This is a genomic window from Desulfovibrio gilichinskyi, from assembly GCF_900177375.1.
Classification (GTDB): Bacteria; Desulfobacterota; Desulfovibrionia; order Desulfovibrionales; family Desulfovibrionaceae; genus Maridesulfovibrio; species Maridesulfovibrio gilichinskyi.
Genome location: NZ_FWZU01000001.1, coordinates 948874 through 966575 on the forward strand (window position 1 = coordinate 948874; position 17702 = coordinate 966575).

The 17702-nt window shown below is 40.2% G+C and carries 21 protein-coding genes, 2 tRNA genes, 1 other RNA gene and 1 riboswitch; of the genes, 12 read left to right on the forward strand and 12 right to left on the reverse strand.

Features of this window, described 5'->3' with window-relative positions; genetic code table 11:
• Positions 1–322: 322 nt before the first annotated feature.
• Positions 323–676, reverse strand: a complete 354-nt coding sequence (locus B9N78_RS04495) for a hypothetical protein (RefSeq protein WP_085098933.1) — start codon at positions 674–676, stop codon at positions 323–325.
• 429 nt (positions 677–1105) lie between these two features.
• Between B9N78_RS04495 and B9N78_RS04500 the strand changes: the two genes are divergently transcribed.
• The 4 genes from B9N78_RS04500 (at position 1106) to B9N78_RS04515 (ending at position 3819) form a co-directional block, all read left to right on the forward strand.
• Positions 1106–1426: a hypothetical protein gene (locus B9N78_RS04500; protein WP_085098936.1), complete on the forward strand. Its 321-nt coding sequence runs from the start codon at positions 1106–1108 to the stop codon at positions 1424–1426.
• 40 nt (positions 1427–1466) lie between these two features.
• Entirely contained in the window at positions 1467–2636 is a 1170-nt protein-coding gene (gene tcmP / locus B9N78_RS04505) for a three-Cys-motif partner protein TcmP (RefSeq protein ID WP_085098939.1), read from the forward strand.
• Between the two features lie 9 nt (positions 2637–2645).
• Entirely contained in the window at positions 2646–3362 is a 717-nt protein-coding gene (locus B9N78_RS04510) for a DUF5131 family protein (protein ID WP_085098942.1), read from the forward strand.
• A 268-nt stretch (positions 3363–3630) separates the two neighbouring features.
• Positions 3631–3819, forward strand: a complete 189-nt coding sequence (locus tag B9N78_RS04515) for a hypothetical protein (protein ID WP_085098945.1) — start codon at positions 3631–3633, stop codon at positions 3817–3819.
• On the opposite strand, the gene B9N78_RS04520 is transcribed toward B9N78_RS04515, so the two are convergent.
• On the reverse strand, positions 3794–4222 hold the full coding sequence (locus tag B9N78_RS04520) for a hypothetical protein (RefSeq protein ID WP_085098948.1): 429 nt from the start codon (positions 4220–4222) through the stop codon (positions 3794–3796). The genes B9N78_RS04515 and B9N78_RS04520 overlap by 26 nt on opposite strands.
• Positions 4223–4392: 170 nt before the next feature.
• Between B9N78_RS04520 and B9N78_RS04525 the strand changes: the two genes are divergently transcribed.
• Genes B9N78_RS04525 through B9N78_RS04535 form a run of 4 tightly spaced genes read left to right on the forward strand, consistent with a single transcriptional unit; the run spans position 4393 to position 6144 of the window.
• Positions 4393–4614 carry a hypothetical protein gene (locus tag B9N78_RS04525; protein WP_085098951.1) on the forward strand — a complete coding sequence of 74 codons (222 nt, stop codon included), beginning with the start codon at positions 4393–4395 and terminating at the stop codon, positions 4612–4614.
• A complete protein-coding gene (locus B9N78_RS04530) occupies positions 4583–4798 on the forward strand; it encodes a hypothetical protein (protein WP_085098954.1) in 216 nt (71 codons plus the stop codon). The genes B9N78_RS04525 and B9N78_RS04530 overlap by 32 nt, the downstream gene beginning before the upstream one ends.
• A gap of 19 nt (positions 4799–4817) precedes the next feature.
• Positions 4818–5207, forward strand: a complete 390-nt coding sequence (locus B9N78_RS18120) for a hypothetical protein (protein WP_170921371.1) — start codon at positions 4818–4820, stop codon at positions 5205–5207.
• Positions 5137–6144: a tyrosine-type recombinase/integrase gene (locus B9N78_RS04535; protein WP_170921372.1), complete on the forward strand. Its 1008-nt coding sequence runs from the start codon at positions 5137–5139 to the stop codon at positions 6142–6144. Before B9N78_RS18120 ends, B9N78_RS04535 begins: the two co-directional genes overlap by 71 nt.
• A 71-nt stretch (positions 6145–6215) precedes the next feature.
• Here B9N78_RS04535 and B9N78_RS04540 read toward each other — a convergent pair.
• The 4 genes from B9N78_RS04540 to ffs form a co-directional block, all read right to left on the reverse strand.
• A tRNA-Arg gene (locus B9N78_RS04540) sits at positions 6216–6292 on the reverse strand.
• 161 nt (positions 6293–6453) lie between these two features.
• On the reverse strand, positions 6454–6855 hold the full coding sequence (locus tag B9N78_RS04545; protein WP_085098960.1) for a MauE/DoxX family redox-associated membrane protein: 402 nt from the start codon (positions 6853–6855) through the stop codon (positions 6454–6456).
• Entirely contained in the window at positions 6856–7323 is a 468-nt protein-coding gene (locus B9N78_RS04550) for a rhodanese-like domain-containing protein (RefSeq protein WP_085098963.1), read from the reverse strand.
• 268 nt (positions 7324–7591) lie between these two features.
• Positions 7592–7689: signal recognition particle sRNA small type (gene ffs, locus B9N78_RS04555), an RNA gene on the reverse strand.
• 189 nt (positions 7690–7878) lie between these two features.
• Between ffs and B9N78_RS04560 the strand changes: the two genes are divergently transcribed.
• Complete coding sequence (locus B9N78_RS04560; protein ID WP_085098966.1) at positions 7879–8277, forward strand: cupin domain-containing protein; 399 nt, start codon at positions 7879–7881, stop codon at positions 8275–8277.
• 119 nt (positions 8278–8396) lie between these two features.
• Here the strand turns inward: B9N78_RS04560 and ribB are convergent, their stop codons facing one another.
• Entirely contained in the window at positions 8397–9050 is a 654-nt protein-coding gene (gene ribB / locus B9N78_RS04565; RefSeq protein WP_085098969.1) for a 3,4-dihydroxy-2-butanone-4-phosphate synthase, read from the reverse strand.
• 112 nt (positions 9051–9162) lie between these two features.
• A riboswitch (FMN riboswitch) is annotated at positions 9163–9319 on the reverse strand.
• Between the two features lie 175 nt (positions 9320–9494).
• Here ribB and B9N78_RS04570 point away from each other — a divergent pair.
• Positions 9495–11483 (forward strand): methyl-accepting chemotaxis protein, encoded by a 1989-nt coding sequence (locus B9N78_RS04570; RefSeq protein ID WP_085098973.1) that lies wholly within the window; start codon positions 9495–9497, stop codon positions 11481–11483.
• 73 nt (positions 11484–11556) lie between these two features.
• Here the strand turns inward: B9N78_RS04570 and B9N78_RS04575 are convergent, their stop codons facing one another.
• A complete protein-coding gene (locus B9N78_RS04575; RefSeq protein ID WP_085098976.1) occupies positions 11557–12108 on the reverse strand; it encodes a hypothetical protein in 552 nt (183 codons plus the stop codon).
• A gap of 541 nt (positions 12109–12649) precedes the next feature.
• Between B9N78_RS04575 and B9N78_RS18125 the strand changes: the two genes are divergently transcribed.
• The gene (locus B9N78_RS18125) at positions 12650–12823 is read left to right on the forward strand and encodes a hypothetical protein (protein WP_170921373.1); all 174 of its coding nucleotides are present in this window, start codon (positions 12650–12652) and stop codon (positions 12821–12823) included.
• Positions 12824–12906: 83 nt separating this feature from the next.
• Here B9N78_RS18125 and B9N78_RS04580 read toward each other — a convergent pair whose 3' ends face one another.
• Positions 12907–14346, reverse strand: coding sequence for a dienelactone hydrolase family protein (locus B9N78_RS04580; protein ID WP_085098979.1), 1440 nt, complete (start codon positions 14344–14346; stop codon positions 12907–12909).
• Positions 14347–14541: 195 nt separating this feature from the next.
• Between B9N78_RS04580 and B9N78_RS04585 the strand changes: the two genes are divergently transcribed.
• Positions 14542–14618: transfer RNA gene (locus tag B9N78_RS04585), tRNA-Pro, on the forward strand.
• 133 nt (positions 14619–14751) lie between these two features.
• Here the strand turns inward: B9N78_RS04585 and B9N78_RS04590 are convergent.
• The 3 genes from B9N78_RS04590 to B9N78_RS04600 all read right to left on the reverse strand — a co-directional run bounded on the left by B9N78_RS04590 (position 14752) and on the right by B9N78_RS04600 (position 17687).
• Positions 14752–15543, reverse strand: a complete 792-nt coding sequence (locus B9N78_RS04590) for a hypothetical protein (RefSeq protein WP_085098982.1) — start codon at positions 15541–15543, stop codon at positions 14752–14754.
• 404 nt (positions 15544–15947) lie between these two features.
• A complete protein-coding gene (locus B9N78_RS04595; RefSeq protein WP_085098985.1) occupies positions 15948–16547 on the reverse strand; it encodes a hypothetical protein in 600 nt (199 codons plus the stop codon).
• Positions 16548–16736: 189 nt separating this feature from the next.
• Complete coding sequence (locus B9N78_RS04600) at positions 16737–17687, reverse strand: hypothetical protein (protein WP_137982483.1); 951 nt, start codon at positions 17685–17687, stop codon at positions 16737–16739.
• Between the last annotated feature and the right edge of the window lie 15 nt (positions 17688–17702).

Consider the following 17702-nt stretch of genomic DNA (forward strand, 5'->3'; position numbering starts at 1 on the left):
TGCTATTCTGTCTTTGCTATTGTTAATCCGATCTTTGACATTGCCTTTCGGAGCCTCCTTCTGATATCGAATTTAACAACACTAATTCTTAAACCTTTAATCAGAAGGAAGACTCCCAAATGGCTAATAAAAAATTCTGTCCAATACTCGGTGAAGACATCAATGAAGATGGCGAAAAACCAGACAGCTGTGACCATGAAAATTGCAAATTCAACGTTTATATAAATAACATTGGTAGAATTTGCGTTTTATTTCGGTCATACGTGTTGGATAAACGTATGAAGTCACAAATCGATGGTATTGAACACAAACTTAGATAACCCTAAAAATAGTCATTTCTTACTTCGAGCTTAGATAGAGCATGGAGAGAAGCATCTTCTTCAGAAAAGCCGACCTCTTTGAAAACACGGATATATCCTTCAAGCTTTGCTTTGAATTCCGCACACTCTTCTGGTAGCTCTCGTTCACTGGTAGATTCACGCAGGCTTTCGCTTTTGGTGAAGGCCTGTGTTTTACCCTTTTCCACAAACTCTGAATGAAACTTGGCATGCAGTGCGTAAAGAGCCGTTTCTAACAGCACTACCTGCCCTTTAGTCGCATCTGAGGGTAGAGTAATAATATAACCACCGTTTTTCAGTTCAAGAACTTGTCCATCAATGGCTGTAAAAATATGCATCGTGACTTTCTCCTTTACTTTTAACTGGGCATACGCGCCCTACAATCATAAGTTTAATTATATCCAGATGCCGGACATGAGTAAGCCGAGTCAGGTCCGGTTTATTGCTTAATGATATTTTTTATGGAGCCTCCGGTGGTGGAGGATTTGCGGGCAAAGGAAATTTTTCGGGATATGCTATATGCTGAGCTAAGCGAACAACTGTAGAATCAGCTCGATTTGAGGATTTAATACGGCGAAAGGATGCAGGATGGATTGATAGCGCATCGGCTACATTACCCTTGCCTAACTTTTCCTCTAACTGGGAGATTAAATCTTGTGAGAATGGTTCGCTTCGTTTCATGGGGACATTCTAGCGCAATTTACACTAGATTGCCAAGTGCAATTTTCAAACTTACTACTTAGGCGATTTTCGCCTAATCATAAACAATGAGCGCAGAACTATTTGAACAAACAGTTGTTGAGGAAATTTGCCGCATTGCGGACGAAAAAGAAATCAACCATAGCCAGCTTGCAAAAGCTGCATTTGGTGATGCGGAAAAATCAATAACTAGATGGAGGCAGATTAGGCTTCCGAGAAAGACCACTGGCAAACCTCAAGCTCTGACAGTGGCAGATACATATAGATTATGTGAGGGACTAGGTATTGAACTAGGAACATTAATGTTTAGAGCTAGTGAACGATTTAAAATGAAGCAAACCTCGCCAAATATTCAATCTAAAAACGTGCTAAAAACTGCACCCAACTAATATTCGAATAATAGCGTTCTAATTTAAAGGGGGAGAAACAATGAAAAAGACTTCACCATTACTTGATCTTTGCAATTTCACCACTTCAAAAAAAAAGAATGTTAACAAGCGAAAAACAAAAACATTTTTTAATAAATTTGATCAAGGAACTGAACTTAAACTTGATTTATTTGAAAAAACTATCAAATCATGGATCCCTGTATTCACAAGCCAAAACTATATCACCACTATTAATATTATAGATTTTTTCGCAGGTGAAGGTAAGGATTCTTTAGGCAAAAAGGGAAGCCCTCTAAAAGTACTGGATACAATCAAATCATACAAAAATTTAATAAGAAATCGAAGCTCACCTTTAAAGATAAAACTCCATCTAAATGACGATAAGCCTATAATTACTTCAGCACTTAAGGCTCACTTAAATGAAATTTTAAAAACAACTCCAGATTATCTAGACATTAGTATTTCAACTAAGCCTTTCCAAGATATTTTTTACGAGCTTCTACCTCAATTACAAAAACCAGATGTAGCCAACTTTCTTTTCATTGACCCCTTTGGTTTAGCCTTAACAAAAAAACTTTTCCAGCAAATCTCTTCTCTAAAACGAACTGATTTTATTTTATTCACTCCAGTAACAAATGTACAAAGATTTTGCGAACAAGACGGCTTCGCAAATCATTTCCCTGGATTAAAAAGGTCTCATTTTGAAAACCCCAAAACTGCACATCGAAAACTCTGCGATTATATGCAAGAAAATTGGGCTGACAGTGGATACTATTTACACGCGTTTGCAATTCAAAAAGAGACTGGCAATAGACACTGTCTAATCTTCGGAAGTAGCAACCAATTAGGAGTATATAAATTTATTGAAACTTGCTGGAAAGAAGATCAAGAAAATGGAGAATCAAACTTTGCTTTTGAGGGAGATTTAAAAACAAGTGAGTGCCTTATAATCCCAGAATTAGCTGGTTCAAAAAAAGTTAAAAATTTTAAAGAAAGTTTAGAAAATCTAATTAAAGCAAAAAAAATAAAATCAAATAAAGACATATTTGATTATGCATTAAAAGCTGGATTTCACCCTCCATCAAAACATATTAAATCTACTCTAAAAACGCTCAAAAACAATAAAATTATAAATAATAATTTAACAAGATTTGGACTTTCCTATGCGAGCGTCATGAAGGGGGTTGTGGACCTAGAATTTATATCTTAAGAGAGTCGTATGGCTTTAACTAAAATAGAATGGACAGAAGCAAGCTGGAACCCAATGACGGGCTGTTCCAAAATAAGTGCAGGCTGCAAAAACTGTTATGCAGAACGCATGGCTTTAAGGCTGCAAGCAATGGGTAGTGACAACTATTCAAATGGATTTGATCTAACAATGCACAAGCATGTTTTACTTAAACCTTTTGAATGGAAAAAACCTCAAATGATATTTGTAAATTCGATGAGCGACATTTTTCATGAGAATGCTCCTTTTGAATTCATAAAAAGCATATTCGCCACAATGCACATGGCTAACTGGCACACATACCAACTACTTACTAAACGATCAGGTAGGCTCAAACAACTAGCCACAAAGCTATCTTGGGCCAACAATATTTGGATGGGAGTTACAGTCGAATCTGCTGAATATAAACATCGAATTGACAACCTACGAGAAACACCTGCAAAAACAAAATTTCTATCATTAGAACCCCTATTAGGCCCAATAGGTGAATTGAACCTTGATGGCATTGATTGGGTTATTGTTGGTGGAGAATCCGGACCCAATTCACGACCAATGGAAGAAGCTTGGGTTCTTGATATTAAAAACCAATGCTTAGCTCAAAAAACTCATTTCTTTTTTAAGCAATGGGGCGGAAAAAACAAAAAGAAAACTGGCAGAAAACTCGAAGGGACAACTTGGGATCAAATGCCCACGCCAGTATCAATATAACTTCTAAAAAAATTATCCCCGTTAAAACGGGGTTTTTTTTGTTCAAAAATCATCATCTATAAACCACCGCTTTAACAACAAAATAACACCACTCCTACACAATAGTGCAATTTACACTATTTTTATATTGACATATAGAGCAATTTGCACCACCATCATTTCTAACACAACGACCACAAGCCCGAACGCACCGCGCGAAACATCCGGAGCAAGTACGCCTTGAATCAGCGTGTTAATTGTTAATAATGGCAAATTAGGAGTGTTTAAAATGAGTGAAGAATTCGACCCTGCACCAACTCACAGGGCATGTAGCATTGCCTTAAAAATGGTCAAAGTCCTTAAAGATGAAGATGTGACATGTTCCTTCACAAGAGAGAATATATGTCTTCTCGTAATAATTATGGTCTGCGGTCATCACGGCCTTAGTAACATCAAGAAATCATTGTTTGATAAATGATAGGGAAAAAATCTGTCAGAGCCTTGCTTATAAGAGCTCTTCCCGCATCAGCGGAACCGTCTTTTAAAATTTTAAGCAAGTTGTCTCCGACCGACATTTTCCCATCAATTGAAGAAGGAACTAGCTTCATAAGCTCAAGCCCCTTAGCGGAAAGGGTAGCATTATATGCACTTCTAGCATCAGTTTTAGAAGCATTAATAAATCCTGCTTCAACTAACCATAAAATAGTACTCCCAGCTATTTTGGTTTCGAAATCAGGTTCTTCAAATCCTTGCTCGTTTTCTATGAGCTTTCCACCGGAAAGACGAACATCAACGAGCCACATGGGAACAGGGAAAGATTCGTAAAGTTCTGTAAAAATTTTGGCCGTATACTGATTAAAAAGTTCAATATTAGTAGACATATGCTTATCTCCTTTTATTGAAACTTCTAACCAAAATAACTGAAAGTCAAATAGTTTTCGAAGTCTGTGAAGGGCTACATGGATATAGACACCTCCCACAACTTGGGTGTGCCGGAACTCCCCTTTCCGGCCCCCTCACAGGCTTCGAAAAAGAAAAAGGAGATAACAGTATGTCTCTACATGTAATCTTTCACCGCAAGGTAACTTTTGAAGCGAAATGTACTTACTGCGGAGCGCACGAATGGTTAACCAGTGCGGAAGCTGTGACCAAGTTCACCCATGACCACGAAGCCTGTAATAAGCTTTATGAAGCGGAGTTTGAACAATCCTTGTGTGCACAAGAAATTCAGGAGGCAATCAATGCTGAAACCCGGAATGCGAGTGCAGATTAAACGCAAGTATAAACATCCGGCAGTGGTTGAAATTGACCGCTTTGATTCGCGCGGCTTCTGGATAGGATTTAAAATAGTAAATGGCCGTATAGACCGAAGCTGGTTGCGACTATTCAAATCAAAAGACGTAACCGCCGTTATGACCGAATGCGGTTTGCGGTGTATATTCCAAGAAGTTTTATAAAAAAACAAGAGCAATTCAAATGACATTAACAAGCACCCTTCAATCCCACTTAGGCCGCCGCTACTCTACCGAAGATGTAGCAATTGCATTTGCGAAATCCAAAAACTGGGTTTATAGAAATGCTGCCGCTATCGGCGGCGTTCGCATGGGAAAAGAATGGGTGTTCTTTGAAATAAACATGGTCAATTGCCTCACCAGAGGAACAGACGATGCCAATACAGCGAAAAAACAAGACCACAGAGAAGAAGGAATGGTTTGCAAGGATAACCTTGCCGAATGGAAAGCAGAAAGAAAAGAAAACTACGACCAAAAAGGAAGCCTTAGATTGGGAATGTATGATGAGGCAGAGGTTAAGCGAATTATCGACAACCCCGACCCTTTCAATCTCCTTACACAGTCTCACCACTAGGCACCTTGAAGCACAACTTGCCAAGGGAATCAGCCCCCGCTGGTTTCAGGATAAAAAAATGGTGCTTAAGGAGCTTCTTAACGCTTCCGGAGTAAAGCCGCTTGAACCTGCGGTTAATCTGGATCACGAAACCGTCCGCAAATTCCTTGATCAAATCGCCTCTCTTAAAAGTGGACATAGAGCCAACAGATACCGCCGCCATATTCTTAGAATGTGGGCATGGGGTTGCAAGGCGGGACTGACTAAGGGTGACTGCCCTTGGGAAGTAGAAAGGTATAAGGAAATACGAAACCCTCGCTATATCCCTACAGAAGACGATTTCTGGAAACTCTACGAATCAGCGGATCATGTTTCAGATGGTTCTACCCATTCAACAGGTATTTACCAACTGGAGCCGCACCGCAAAACGCTTTTGCTTACCTTCCTGCATACTGCGGGTAGAAAATCCGAAATTCTGAATCTGAAAAAAGAAGACCTCGACTTCTCAGCCCGTAAAATACGTCTATGGACTGCCAAGCGTGATGGAGGCGTTGAGTATGACTGGATTCCTATGACTCAGATTCTGCATGATGAACTTATAAAACATCTTGCACGGCAAAAGGTTAACTTCCCGTTTACTGAATATGTATTTGTTAATCCGGCAACTGGACGGAACTATTCAAGCGTAAACAAGATGATGGAACGCATGTGTAAACAGGCAGGAGTAAAGCCTTTCGGATTTCACGCTATCCGCCACCTCACCGCCTCTATTCTGGATAATAAAATGGTTCCTATGGCAGACATTCAAGCAATCTTGCGTCACAAGTCACCGGAAACAACCGCAAGGTATATCCATTCAATTAGAGGCGCAAAAGTGGCACTGGATGAAGTGTTTGGAACAGGAAAAGTTATTCCGCTGAAGAGCAAAAGAAAAGCCTCCGCAAAAGCGAAGGCTTGAAAAAAAGTGAGTAAAAAGGTGAGTAAGGCTTACAACGAACTCACTATTTAACTCTAACCTATTGAAATAATTGGTGGGCAATGCAAGATTCGAACCTGCGACCTTCAGCTCCGGAGGCTGACACTCTATCCAACTGAGCTAATTGCCCTCAGCGATTGGTTTGATATACATCAGCACCACTTGCTGTCAAGGAAAAACGCTTTCAAAGCTTATATTTAAAGTCTAATTACGCGGCTAAGCTCTTTTAATTTTATAATAATTAACAGCTGTAACCTTGAGCATCAGATTACGTAAAAATATAATATAAATTTAACTTTTTCTAAACCTGAATGAAAGTGCAGCAATCACTAAAAACACTACATCTCGTGCTATTGTCCGCACCATGTCAGATGTTATGCTTGCATCGGTTGAGAAGCAACCGCACGCTACATCTATGCCACGGTAGAGGTTGGCGGAAAGGAACGCTATGAAGAGCAATAACAGAGCTGTGATGATTGCTAATGCTGTTTCAGTCAGCACCCCGCACACCAGCAGTGCGCCGCACACAAATTCCAGCCACGGCAGAAAATGAGCTACCGGCACGATTAAGATATCCGGTAATATCTGATAATTTTTTATTATATCGCCAAACGCAACAGGATCGATAATTTTATCTACACATGCTACAATAAAGATCAGCCCTAAGATTATGCGCGGTAAAGATTTCATCATTTAATTGCCCTCCAGATCTCTACCGAGACTGAGCCATCCATCAAGCCCGTCAGTGTAAACAAAAACGTTATCAAATCCTTTTTCAATCAGCTTGCGCGCAACTATTATACTTTTGCCGCACAACGCTCCGTCGCAATATACAACTATCGTTTTATCCTTGGGAATGCCTGTTATCAAACCGTCCAGTTCTTCATGAACCGCCCAGTAAGGCAGGTTGTACGCTCCGGGTATGTGGCCCATTGCGAATTCTGAATCGCTGCGCCCGTCAACAAAAAAAGCGTTGCCGGAATCAAAATATTTAATAGCCTGCTCACCGTCAATTTCAGTTAATTCCGGTTGCTGCATCACTGTGCTGTTATTATCTGCCGGAACCGGACGTGAATAATTAAATGACCACGCAAGCCCTGCTGATATCCCGCAAATTAAAAGTATCTTTAAGATAAAAGCTGTTTTCTTTCCTATTTTCATTAAATAAACCTTATAAATTTAACTTTGACTTGAATTTCTAACAGTCTCAACTTGGTAATTTTGTTCTGCGGATAAACATCGTACAGAACCTTTCAAAAATAAAGTAATAAAAGAGCCTGCGAAGCATATAAATCCGCAAATGTTGGACGCCATCTGGAAATATCCTGAATCGAAAGCAAGATTTATCGCCGGATAATTATCTCTGACAGAGTAGTCCGGCAGTGTTCTTTTAACAATAAAAAAAGGCGTGTTCGTTACGAACACGCCTTTCTTCCAGCGAGACCAGACACCCGGGATAAACCGTTACCGCTGCTTCCTTTCGGACCTGACGGGGTTCACAGCGCACCCGCCGTCTGGCCTCTCTGTAAAAACAATTCGTCTCAAGGACGAAGAAAATGTCTATTGACTTGGTCTCAAATTGTCAAGTGATATCAACAAAAAATTTAAGATTCTGATCAATAATATTTTTAGGTTCTTGATTCTTACAACCATAAAAACTAAACTGCTTTCTCCAGTTAATAAAATAACTAACATTCAATATCATGGAGATTTTAAATGAAAGCTAAGAATGTAAAAGACGTTGAAGGCGTTAAGGTTGATAAGGCATCATACAAAGGTAAAGATTACGAAGTAAAAGGTGTTACCATCCGCTGGCTCTCTAAATCCGGAAAAGATGCCAATGGACAGCCTGAATACGGCCTCAGACACTTTACGGTTGAACCAGGCGGAGAGATTCCGGCACATAACCACTTTTATTTACAGACCGTATATATAGAAAAAGGAAATTTTGAATGTTTCAGCTATGATCCTGAAACAGATGAAGTTGCGGAAAGTAAAATTTGCGGCCCCGGTGACTGGGTATATGCAGAAAGCATGGAGCCGCACGGCATGAAGAATATAAGCGAAACAGAATCTGCAACATTTCTGTGCTGCATCTGTAATGTTTATGAATAGTCTTTGTATGTAGAAAGCCTGCCGGAAATCCGGCAGGCTTTTATATTAATCGTCGGTGTTGATTCAGGTGCCGATTTTGAATCAAATATAAAGTCTATTCCAGAAAGGAAAGCCTGATACTAACAGGCTTTTTGCTCAAACTGTAAGCGATATTCAATGATGTCATCAACGGTCAAAACAGGAATCCCGAACTTTTTACCAAGGTCTACGATTTCCGGAAGTCTGGCCATTGAACCGTCGTAATTAGTAACTTCGCAAAGAACTCCGCAAGGTTTAAGCCCTGCCAAAGTCATCATATCGACAGTTGCTTCGGTATGTCCCTGCCTTTCAAGAACTCCGCCTGATTTAGCGCGCAAAGGAAAAACATGCCCCGGCCTGTGCAGGTCGGAAGGTTTTGCATTATCGGCAATAGCGGCTTTAACAGTAGCAACACGGTCAGCGGCGGAAACACCGGTAGTAACCCCTTCAGCAGCTTCAATAGTGACAGTAAAGCCGGTCTGGTTACGACAGGTATTGTCAGTAACCATCATGGGGATATCAAGTTGACTTAGTTTGTCTTCAGTCAGACACAGGCAGACAATACCGCTGCACTGCCTGATGAGCATAGCCATTTGGGTATCAGTCAAATGTTCAGCCGAAAAAATAAGATCTCCCTCATTTTCACGGTCTTCATTGTCTGTGATAAGTACACCTTTACCCTCTTTCAAGGCTAAAAGTCCCTTTTCTACTCTTTGAATGGAATTTCCGAATTGAGATAATAGATTCTGATTCATGGTAAATCTCCGTAATTAGGTACCAGAATCAGGGCGTAAGAATGACAGCTGCTTTACAGACGAAAGCAGCCACGCCATAGACTCTATGTGAGTTATGACGGGTTTTATACTGTCGCATCCTCTTCCATCCGGACTGTAACCGTCGGCCCTGGAATCACACCAGATCTGCTGACCCTTTCTCACAACGAGAAAAGCGCTCGCGGGCTTTCTTTAAATATGATTAAAGAATCACCGCCGGTGGGGAATTGCACCCCGCCCTGAGAATTAACAAAGTCCTTTTATAATATGATCAGCCGATTAGTCAATGAAACCATACATTTTTTTCAAAAAAAGATATGAAACTCAAAAGACTTATAAAAATGTGTACATGAAAAATTAATTTATGTATTAAAAATAGTAAGAAAGATTGTTTTAAAAACTATACTTTATTACAAGGCAATTCGCATGCTAAAATTGAAAACGCGGCTTACTTTTTTTCAAATTACAGCACTGATAATTTCAATTGCCACATTATGCATAATTTTTATTTATCAGATTAATAAATATGCACTTAATGAAATGAATGAGTATCGTACTGTAATGTATAATCAAAAAATTTATGAATTAACAGAGCTTGTAAACATGGCTGAAAAGACAGTTCAGTCAGATTATGATAAATCGCAAAACATAGAACTGCTTAAAAAGACTCAGGCAAAATCTCTAAAAGACACTATTGATTCTATCGCGAGTCAGTTATCCGCTTTTTACTTAGCAAATCACAATAAGCTTTCCGCAACTGAACTGGAAAAAGAAATTAAAGAATTAGTTAGAGCCATTCGTTACGACGGCAATAATTATATTTGGATAAATGATATGCAGGCAAAAATCATCATGCATCCAATCTCTCCGGAGCTTGAGGGTAAAAATCTTTCCGGCATGACCGACAGTTCCGGAAAACATCTTTTTAGAGAAATGGTTGAAGTCTGCCGCCAAAACGGCGAAGGGGCTGTTTCATATATATGGAAAAAAGAGGATACGGGGAAGGATACTCAAAAAATTTCGTATGTTAAGCTTATTCCGCAGCTGAACTGGATAATCGGCACCGGAGCATGGCTTGATGATATTACTAACGAAATGAAGGAAAAAGCTCTTGCACAACTTGCAGAAATGCGGCTGAGAGACGGAAACTATTTCTGGGTAAATGACACTGACATGAATATGATTATGAACCCGGCAACTCCATCTTTAAATGGCAAAAGCGTTGCTGACTTAAAAGACGCAAAGGGTAAACTTATATTCAAAGAGATTGTTGATATCTGCAAAAGCAAAGGAGAAGGGACTATCTCATACTGGTGGACAAAAGCCGGAAAAAGCGGCGATTTCCCCAAACTGTCATATGTTAAATTGTTTAAGCCGTGGAACTGGATAATCGGCATGGGAATATACACCGATGACATCGACAGAGCTCTGCACGATAAACAAATCAAGCTGAATAAGACCATTCACAGTATGATCATATTAATCGTTGCGGTTGCTCTGCTGCTTGGAGTTATTGTTACTGTGGCAGCAACTTTCTTCGCTAATAAAATTACCGCCACCATCGGCGCTGAACCGGAAGAACTTTCCGGCATTGCTGGACAGATGTCCAACGGGTATCTGGATTTTGAAAAATTATCAGACACTCCGCGCGGTGCATATGCATCAATGGAAAATATGGTTGAAAATTTAAAAAATGTTGTCAACGAAGTTCAGGTGGCGACTGAAAATGTTTCTGCCGGAAGTGAAGAGCTGGCGGCATCTGCGGAAAATCTGTCACAAGGTGCAAACGATCAGGCTGCTGCGGTTGAAGAATTAAGCTCATCAATTGAAGAAATCAGCGTCAGCATCCGAAGCAATGCTGAAAACACAAGAAAAACAGAGCTGATTGCAAACACCGTTGCAAAAAACACAGAGAAAGGCAGCCAAGATGTTAAACGGAACCTTGCAGCTATGACTGAAATTACTCAAAAAATAAGCATCATAGAAGAAATCGCCCGCCAGACAAATCTTCTTGCGCTAAATGCGGCAATTGAAGCTGCCCGCGCAGGAGAACATGGTAAAGGTTTTGCTGTAGTTGCTGCGGAAGTTAGAAAACTGGCTGAGAAAAGCAGGGTTGCGGCAACGGAAATCGGAGAGTTATCATCCAGCACCCTCTCCATCGCGCAAGAAACACATGAAGAGTTAGATGCATTAGTTCCTGAGATTGAACAAACAGCCAAGCTGATAAAAGAGATAGCACTGGCTTGTGAAGAACAGAATTCAGGGATTAAACTTATCCAGAAATCTTCTGTTCAGCTGGATACAGTCATTCAACAGAATGCATCTGCTTCAGAAGAAGTTGCCGCCACTTCAGAAGAACTTTCAAGTCAGGCGCAGGAACTCCATGCAGCAATGATGTTTTTTAAAATCAAATAGTATAAAAAAATATCTATAAAAAAAGTCCTGCTTCGTGAAAAGCAGGACTTTTTAAGTTTATTCCCGAAAAAATCTATTTAAAGCTATCAGCAAACAACTTTTCTATAGCCTTTTTACCGCAATCTTCAAGAAAGCGTGTTCCGGTTGCGGTAAAATGTCTATGCCTGATCACAGGAGCATTACACTCGGCCCAGCGTTCCTTCTGCCATGTAAACCAGCATTCTTTATCCTGCGAAAATACATAAAGAGGCTTATTACATATTTTAGCAAATTCAGCCCCCCATCCTGTTCCGCCTTTAACGGTGCCGTCTTCTAAAATATTACCGACAATAAAAATTTCATGTCCGCTGTTAACCTGCCAGCAAATACTCTGAAGGACTTTGCGAAAAATCGGCGCGCGGGTAAAAGTTCTGTTCATCAGCTTTGAAACATATGTAAGGCTGACATCTTTACTTTCGAGTTCTTTTTCGGTGAGAACCCGCAATCCGCGCTGACGAGCGATTTGCCGCCCATCGAAACTGAAGCTTACTTCTTGAAGTCCATATTTTTCAGCGTTGACTCCAAATTCACTCTCAGTGCCGGGAGCTCCGCCGCTATATAAAATGAATTCTTTAGGATTACTCACTTGTTTCCTCCAGTGTTGAGCGTGTGTGCGATTTCGTTCCAATTCAATAACTAAAAAACATCAAGTTCACAATCACGAATCATTCTATTAATTTCTGATTATTCTTTACCATATTTTTTTTCAGGAGTGCAAAACTTTTCTAAAACGCAAAACCATACAAACGATAACAAACAGTATAATAAACTTTAAAAATACTACTTAGTAGAATTTTTAATTTATTATTTATTATTACACAGTGTAATTTAAAGCAACTAGACAAATATTACATATAATCATTTCTGTTAAAAGAACGTATAAACATTGTTAGTGAAAAAAATAACTATCACTGCATTGTGTATTTTAATTTTTGCTTTTACTTATTTTTAATATCTTCATATTTATAAATGTAAAATATTAATGTAACATGACTGTAATCTTACTCAGTAACTTTCAGCAATGGGCTATAGACAAAATTTATATTTAGTGTATAGTATCTTTGTTGATTCCGGCTGGAAAATCTCAAAACGAAAGTAGCTAACGCCAAAACGTAATGGAGGTTTTTATGAATAAAGACACAGGAACAAGAGAAAAATCCGACCCTTTCAAGAAAATGGAAAAGAACGATCTTTTTAAATTTCGTTCAATCAGCAACAACATTGCTGCCATGGTCAAATCTCTGGATGATCAGGAAAAAGCCGACTCTCTGAAATCAGACTCTGACCAAGAAGAAGTTTAAGCATCTGCCTCATTCTTATCTCACTTTCCGAATAACAAAATAGCAGTTCTCGCATCCGCACCCGTAATCAATTTCAGCGTGCATTAATGAGAATCAAGCCACGCGGATATACTGCTGACAAAATCCCCGGACAATGAATCAATAGATTCAAGGTCTGTCCCCGCCTCAAACGAAGAGGCTTTATCCAGCATAACAAGCTGATGGGGGGCAGACTGTATGCCGGAAAGCATTATCGAAACCTTATCTTCCCAACTGCGACTGACATTTCTAAGCCCGATAAACAGTGGGATATTTTCCGGTATAACGGCTGCGACCATTTCAGGATAAAAGTATCTGTCCGGCGTATCAATGGTCAGCAACGCAAAATCAAACATTTGCAAGGACCTCGGCATTTTGGGAATTGATTGCGGTTTATACCCTCTAAACCAGATCCCGACACGACCGAAATCAACCTTTGCTGTATGACGCAATTTTTCAGCTATAGCGTTAAGTTCTTCGTTGTCCGGACTGCTACGCAGGTACACGATCTGAACAACTACGCCTTTACCTGCCAAATGGCGTGCAACCTCATCGAATTGATCATCCGGTATTGCTGCACCGAACCTTACAATAACAATGGCCGGAAACACTCCTTCAGATTCCGGAATAAATAAACTATCCGTTTTTACTTTTTTAGATACCCTGACTTCATTTACACGCCCTTTATTCGGATATTCCGCTGCGGCGTGGGCTGGAAGCCACATAAAACGGTTTATGAAATGTTCATCTCCCGGCAAAAATACCACTGATCCTTCGACAGGAAAATCCTCATCAAACGATGGACCGTAAGTATAGATAAAATCTCCGTAGCCGGCCTTTTTTAGCTTACGGGTAAGTCCTGTTTTCTGATCATGTAAAACAAGCCTCCCCTGCTCCTGCCGAGCATCAATAATAGAAATATTTCTTCCTGTTTCAGTTTCATAATGTCCACGGAAGTCATCTTCATTAAATGAATACGCCGCCAACTTATCAAATGTGCGTCCTTCTGAACCGCGCTTTAAGACTATAGTTTCATTACCGACCGTAACAAGCTTACCCTGTTTCAGCACAATGGCATTTTTATTTTGAGCGACATTACTTTCAATTGCAGAAGATACGGCAACAGGCGGCTTGTTTTTAGGCAATGAAGTTTTAGATTGCAGTGATTCAGCGGTATTTGCAGACGTATGAGAAGGCTTAGCTTTCGCCTTAACTTGCGAATTATCGGGAATATCTTTTGTCGAAAACTTATTTCGACGGGATACGGGATGCTTTGCGTGCTTTGTGGATTTTGTCTGCTTTACAGGTTTTAGATTCTTTTCTTCAGGCTGAACAGGTTCTTTCAACTTCGGTTCCGGATTAACTTTCTTAAGAACTGCCGGACTGACTAATTCAATATTAATCATGCTCACAATCTTTTCCGGTATCGGAAAAATATTATTGCAAAGTATGAGCACAATTAAAACATGCACAAAAATAGACAGCATGGCAGCAATGTACTTCAAAACACCTCCTGTACTGCCTTACATGCTATTCCTGATTCAGACTCTTTTCAACCGATTGAATAAATTATTCATTTCATCCCAAGCAGATATAGTTTAAAAAACACAACTCACCACAATAACTATGAGATTACAATAGCATATCACATTTTAAGTTGACAGTGACCAGAAATGGGAATAAATCCTCATAACTCGAGTCGGGATGTAGCGCAGCCTGGTAGCGCACTTGAATGGGGTTCAAGGGGCCGGAGGTTCAAATCCTCTCATCCCGACCACGATTAAAAAAAATCCCTACTAAGCCACTGATAATTCAGTGGCTTTTTTATTTTAAAACAAAAAAACTCATACATATAATATGCATGAGTTTTTTCACATTTCGAAAACAACAAAAACTTTTCTATCTTCGAACTATGCCACGACTCCCAACGGATTCATGCCAGTACCGTCATTCTGAGTCTGATAAGCTTTCATAGCCATGCGACTAAGTGGAGACTGCCCGTTCTGCCCTTCTGACTCAGAAGATTTTCCAACCACATCAGCCAGGCTCTCATCACCATTATTAAACGCCTGCAAAAGTTCGTCAGCAGTTACAACACCGTCTTCATTCAGATCATAAGCATCATAAGTTTCTTCATCTTCATCTTCGTCAGAGCTTGATGAAGATGCGGAAACTTCCGATCCTGATGAGGCAGAGGATGCCGCGGTAGCAACGGAAGCCTGTTCAGTCGCATCAGGCGGAGTCATAGCGGCATCAAGCTCTTCACCTGAAATGCTGCCATCACTATCTGCATCAAGTACTGAAAACAATTCATCATTAAGTCCGGTTTCTTCCTGACTTAAAAGACTGTCTCCATCAATATCCATGTTATTCATTAAAGTTTCAGTAAGGCTCATCCCACTGTTTGCGCCACCTTGCATAAACACGCTAAGCTCGCCCATCATACCTTGATTCTCAAGATCTGCGAGCAGCTCTTCTTGCGAAGCCTGACCGTCACTATCAGCGTCGATAGTATTAAACAGATCAGAGGACATTCCAGATTCTTTAAGACTGAGCAATCCATCACCATCTCCATCATTATCAGCAACCATGGAGCTTACAAAATCTTCCGCGCTGCTTCCTTTGCGGGCCTCGCGCATCTGTGCGATAATATCAGAATTAGCTCCTGAAATCATAGAACTGTCAACACCGGAAATACTCATAGCTTTTTCCTCCTTGTTCAAAACCTTGCTGTGAACAACGGCAATATGTGCCGTTTTTTGCCTTTGCGTATTCCGCAGCAAGTTATGCCCCAAACAATATTAAGAAAAATTAAGTATCTATATGTAAATATTACGCTATTTTTTTTGTTTGAAATTTCAAAAAGATGCATCATCTAATAACATGTAAATCATTACACAAATGTTGGATTAAAATAAAAAGAACTGACCAGAGTCGGCAGAAAAGACATACTTACATAAGCTATTACTGTTTTACCGATAAAAATTCGGCTTAAAATCATACGAAAAACTTAGTCAGCTTTTAAACGCAAAAAAACTCATACATATAGCATGCATGAGTTTTTTTGCGTGTTGCGAACAACAAAAATATATTTAAGACAGCAAAATTATACAACTACGCCTAAGGGACTTCTCCCTGCGGCTGCACTCTGTGCTTGATATGCACTGACTGCCCTTTGCATTAGAGCCGATTTGCCGCTGTTTTTGCCTGATTCTTTCGGCTTTCCGACTACTTCCGCAAGGCTCTGATCACCGGCCTCAAAAGCCTGCAAAAATTCATTTCCGGTAACAATGCCATCTTTATTCAGATCATAAACATCATAGCTTGTTTCATCATCCTGAGAACCTGATTTATCAGAAGAGGATTTTTTTGCACTGACATTAACTTGCGGGCTGCCACTTTCATCTTGCATACGCACTGCAAGATCGCCCATCATGCCCTTTTGCTGTTGCAGTTTTTCTATTCCCTTAGACAGCTCCTCTGCCGAAGCAAGTCCGTCTCCATTTGTATCAATGGATTTGAATAAACTACCGTTAAGCCCGGTCTCTTTGGCACTGAGGAAGCCGTCACCGTCTCCATCATTCTCTTGAATCATGGAGCTTACGAACTCTTCGTTGCCCCCCTCTTTGCGAGCCTCCTGCATCTGGGCTATCATATCAGAAGAACCTTCTGAATTCATATAACTGCCGATACTTGAAACACTCATAATTTCCCATCCTTGTTCAAAATATGTCTGCATTAATAGCGGCAATATATGCCGTTTTTTCTATTAACAAAACTTAATGCAAACTATATTCCAAACAATTCAAGGAAATCAGCTACCATGCCACATACGACAACATACTGATTACATTTATTTTTTTATCAATGTAATCTATCTAAACCTGTAAAGATATTATACAGAGCAAGGGATAATACCGAGAGGGCTGGCCAAACCAGGCAAACATGGCCTACTCATAAAGCTATGCCCAGCAACAGGAACACTGACACCCGGCAAATCCGGATTCTGAGTTATTTTCACATACTCATCAGTAAAATCAATATGCATGGGAACGACTTCTGTTTCACCTTCACCGCAAATGCTTTCGCGGTGCAGCGGAGTGAATACACTTTTTTTGCCGTCCTTATCCGTTGCTATTATGCTGGTTAAAGTAGTTGCAATATGAGTGACCGATCCGTCTTCTCCGAAGACAAGTGAATTATGATCTGCATGAATTCCTACTGCATCAGAATCATATGCAAGAATTTCTCCTGCAAAAGTTTTTATGGATGAAGGAACACCCGGCTCAACAGACTCTAATCTACCCTCCGGAGAAAAACTGAACCCTACCCGCGATTTAACTATTCCGACAGGGGTAGGAACTTCAACAATCTCGCCCGGCCACAAGGTAACACTGCGCAAGGCTTCATTTTCATAAAAACTCATCCCGATAATTTTAGTGCGGATCAAACCGATTGGAGTCATTAACTCAATCGGATCAGCTAAACCGGCTTCATCTTCCTGACTCCAATAACCGGAAAGCTTGCCGTTTAAAGGAAAAACTCTGCTGATTCCGCCACCTGGATGAAAAGTAACCAACTCTACAACAATATCACCTATCGGAGTTTTAACTAAGGTCTTTTCTTCCAAAGGCACAGATTTGGGAAGTCCTGACTCATAAAAAGATAAGGCTTGAACAGTTTTTCGTCTGAGATCATCGGTCGAATACTGAGGCACAAGTTTACCTACAGGTGTTTCAAGAACACATGCTCCGGAAGGTGAACAAATATGGACAGATCCATTCGCGTACATTTCTATAGGCCCTGCAACAGGAACATCACCTAATCTTGTTTTGCATAAATCCATGTCCAATCTCCCTTC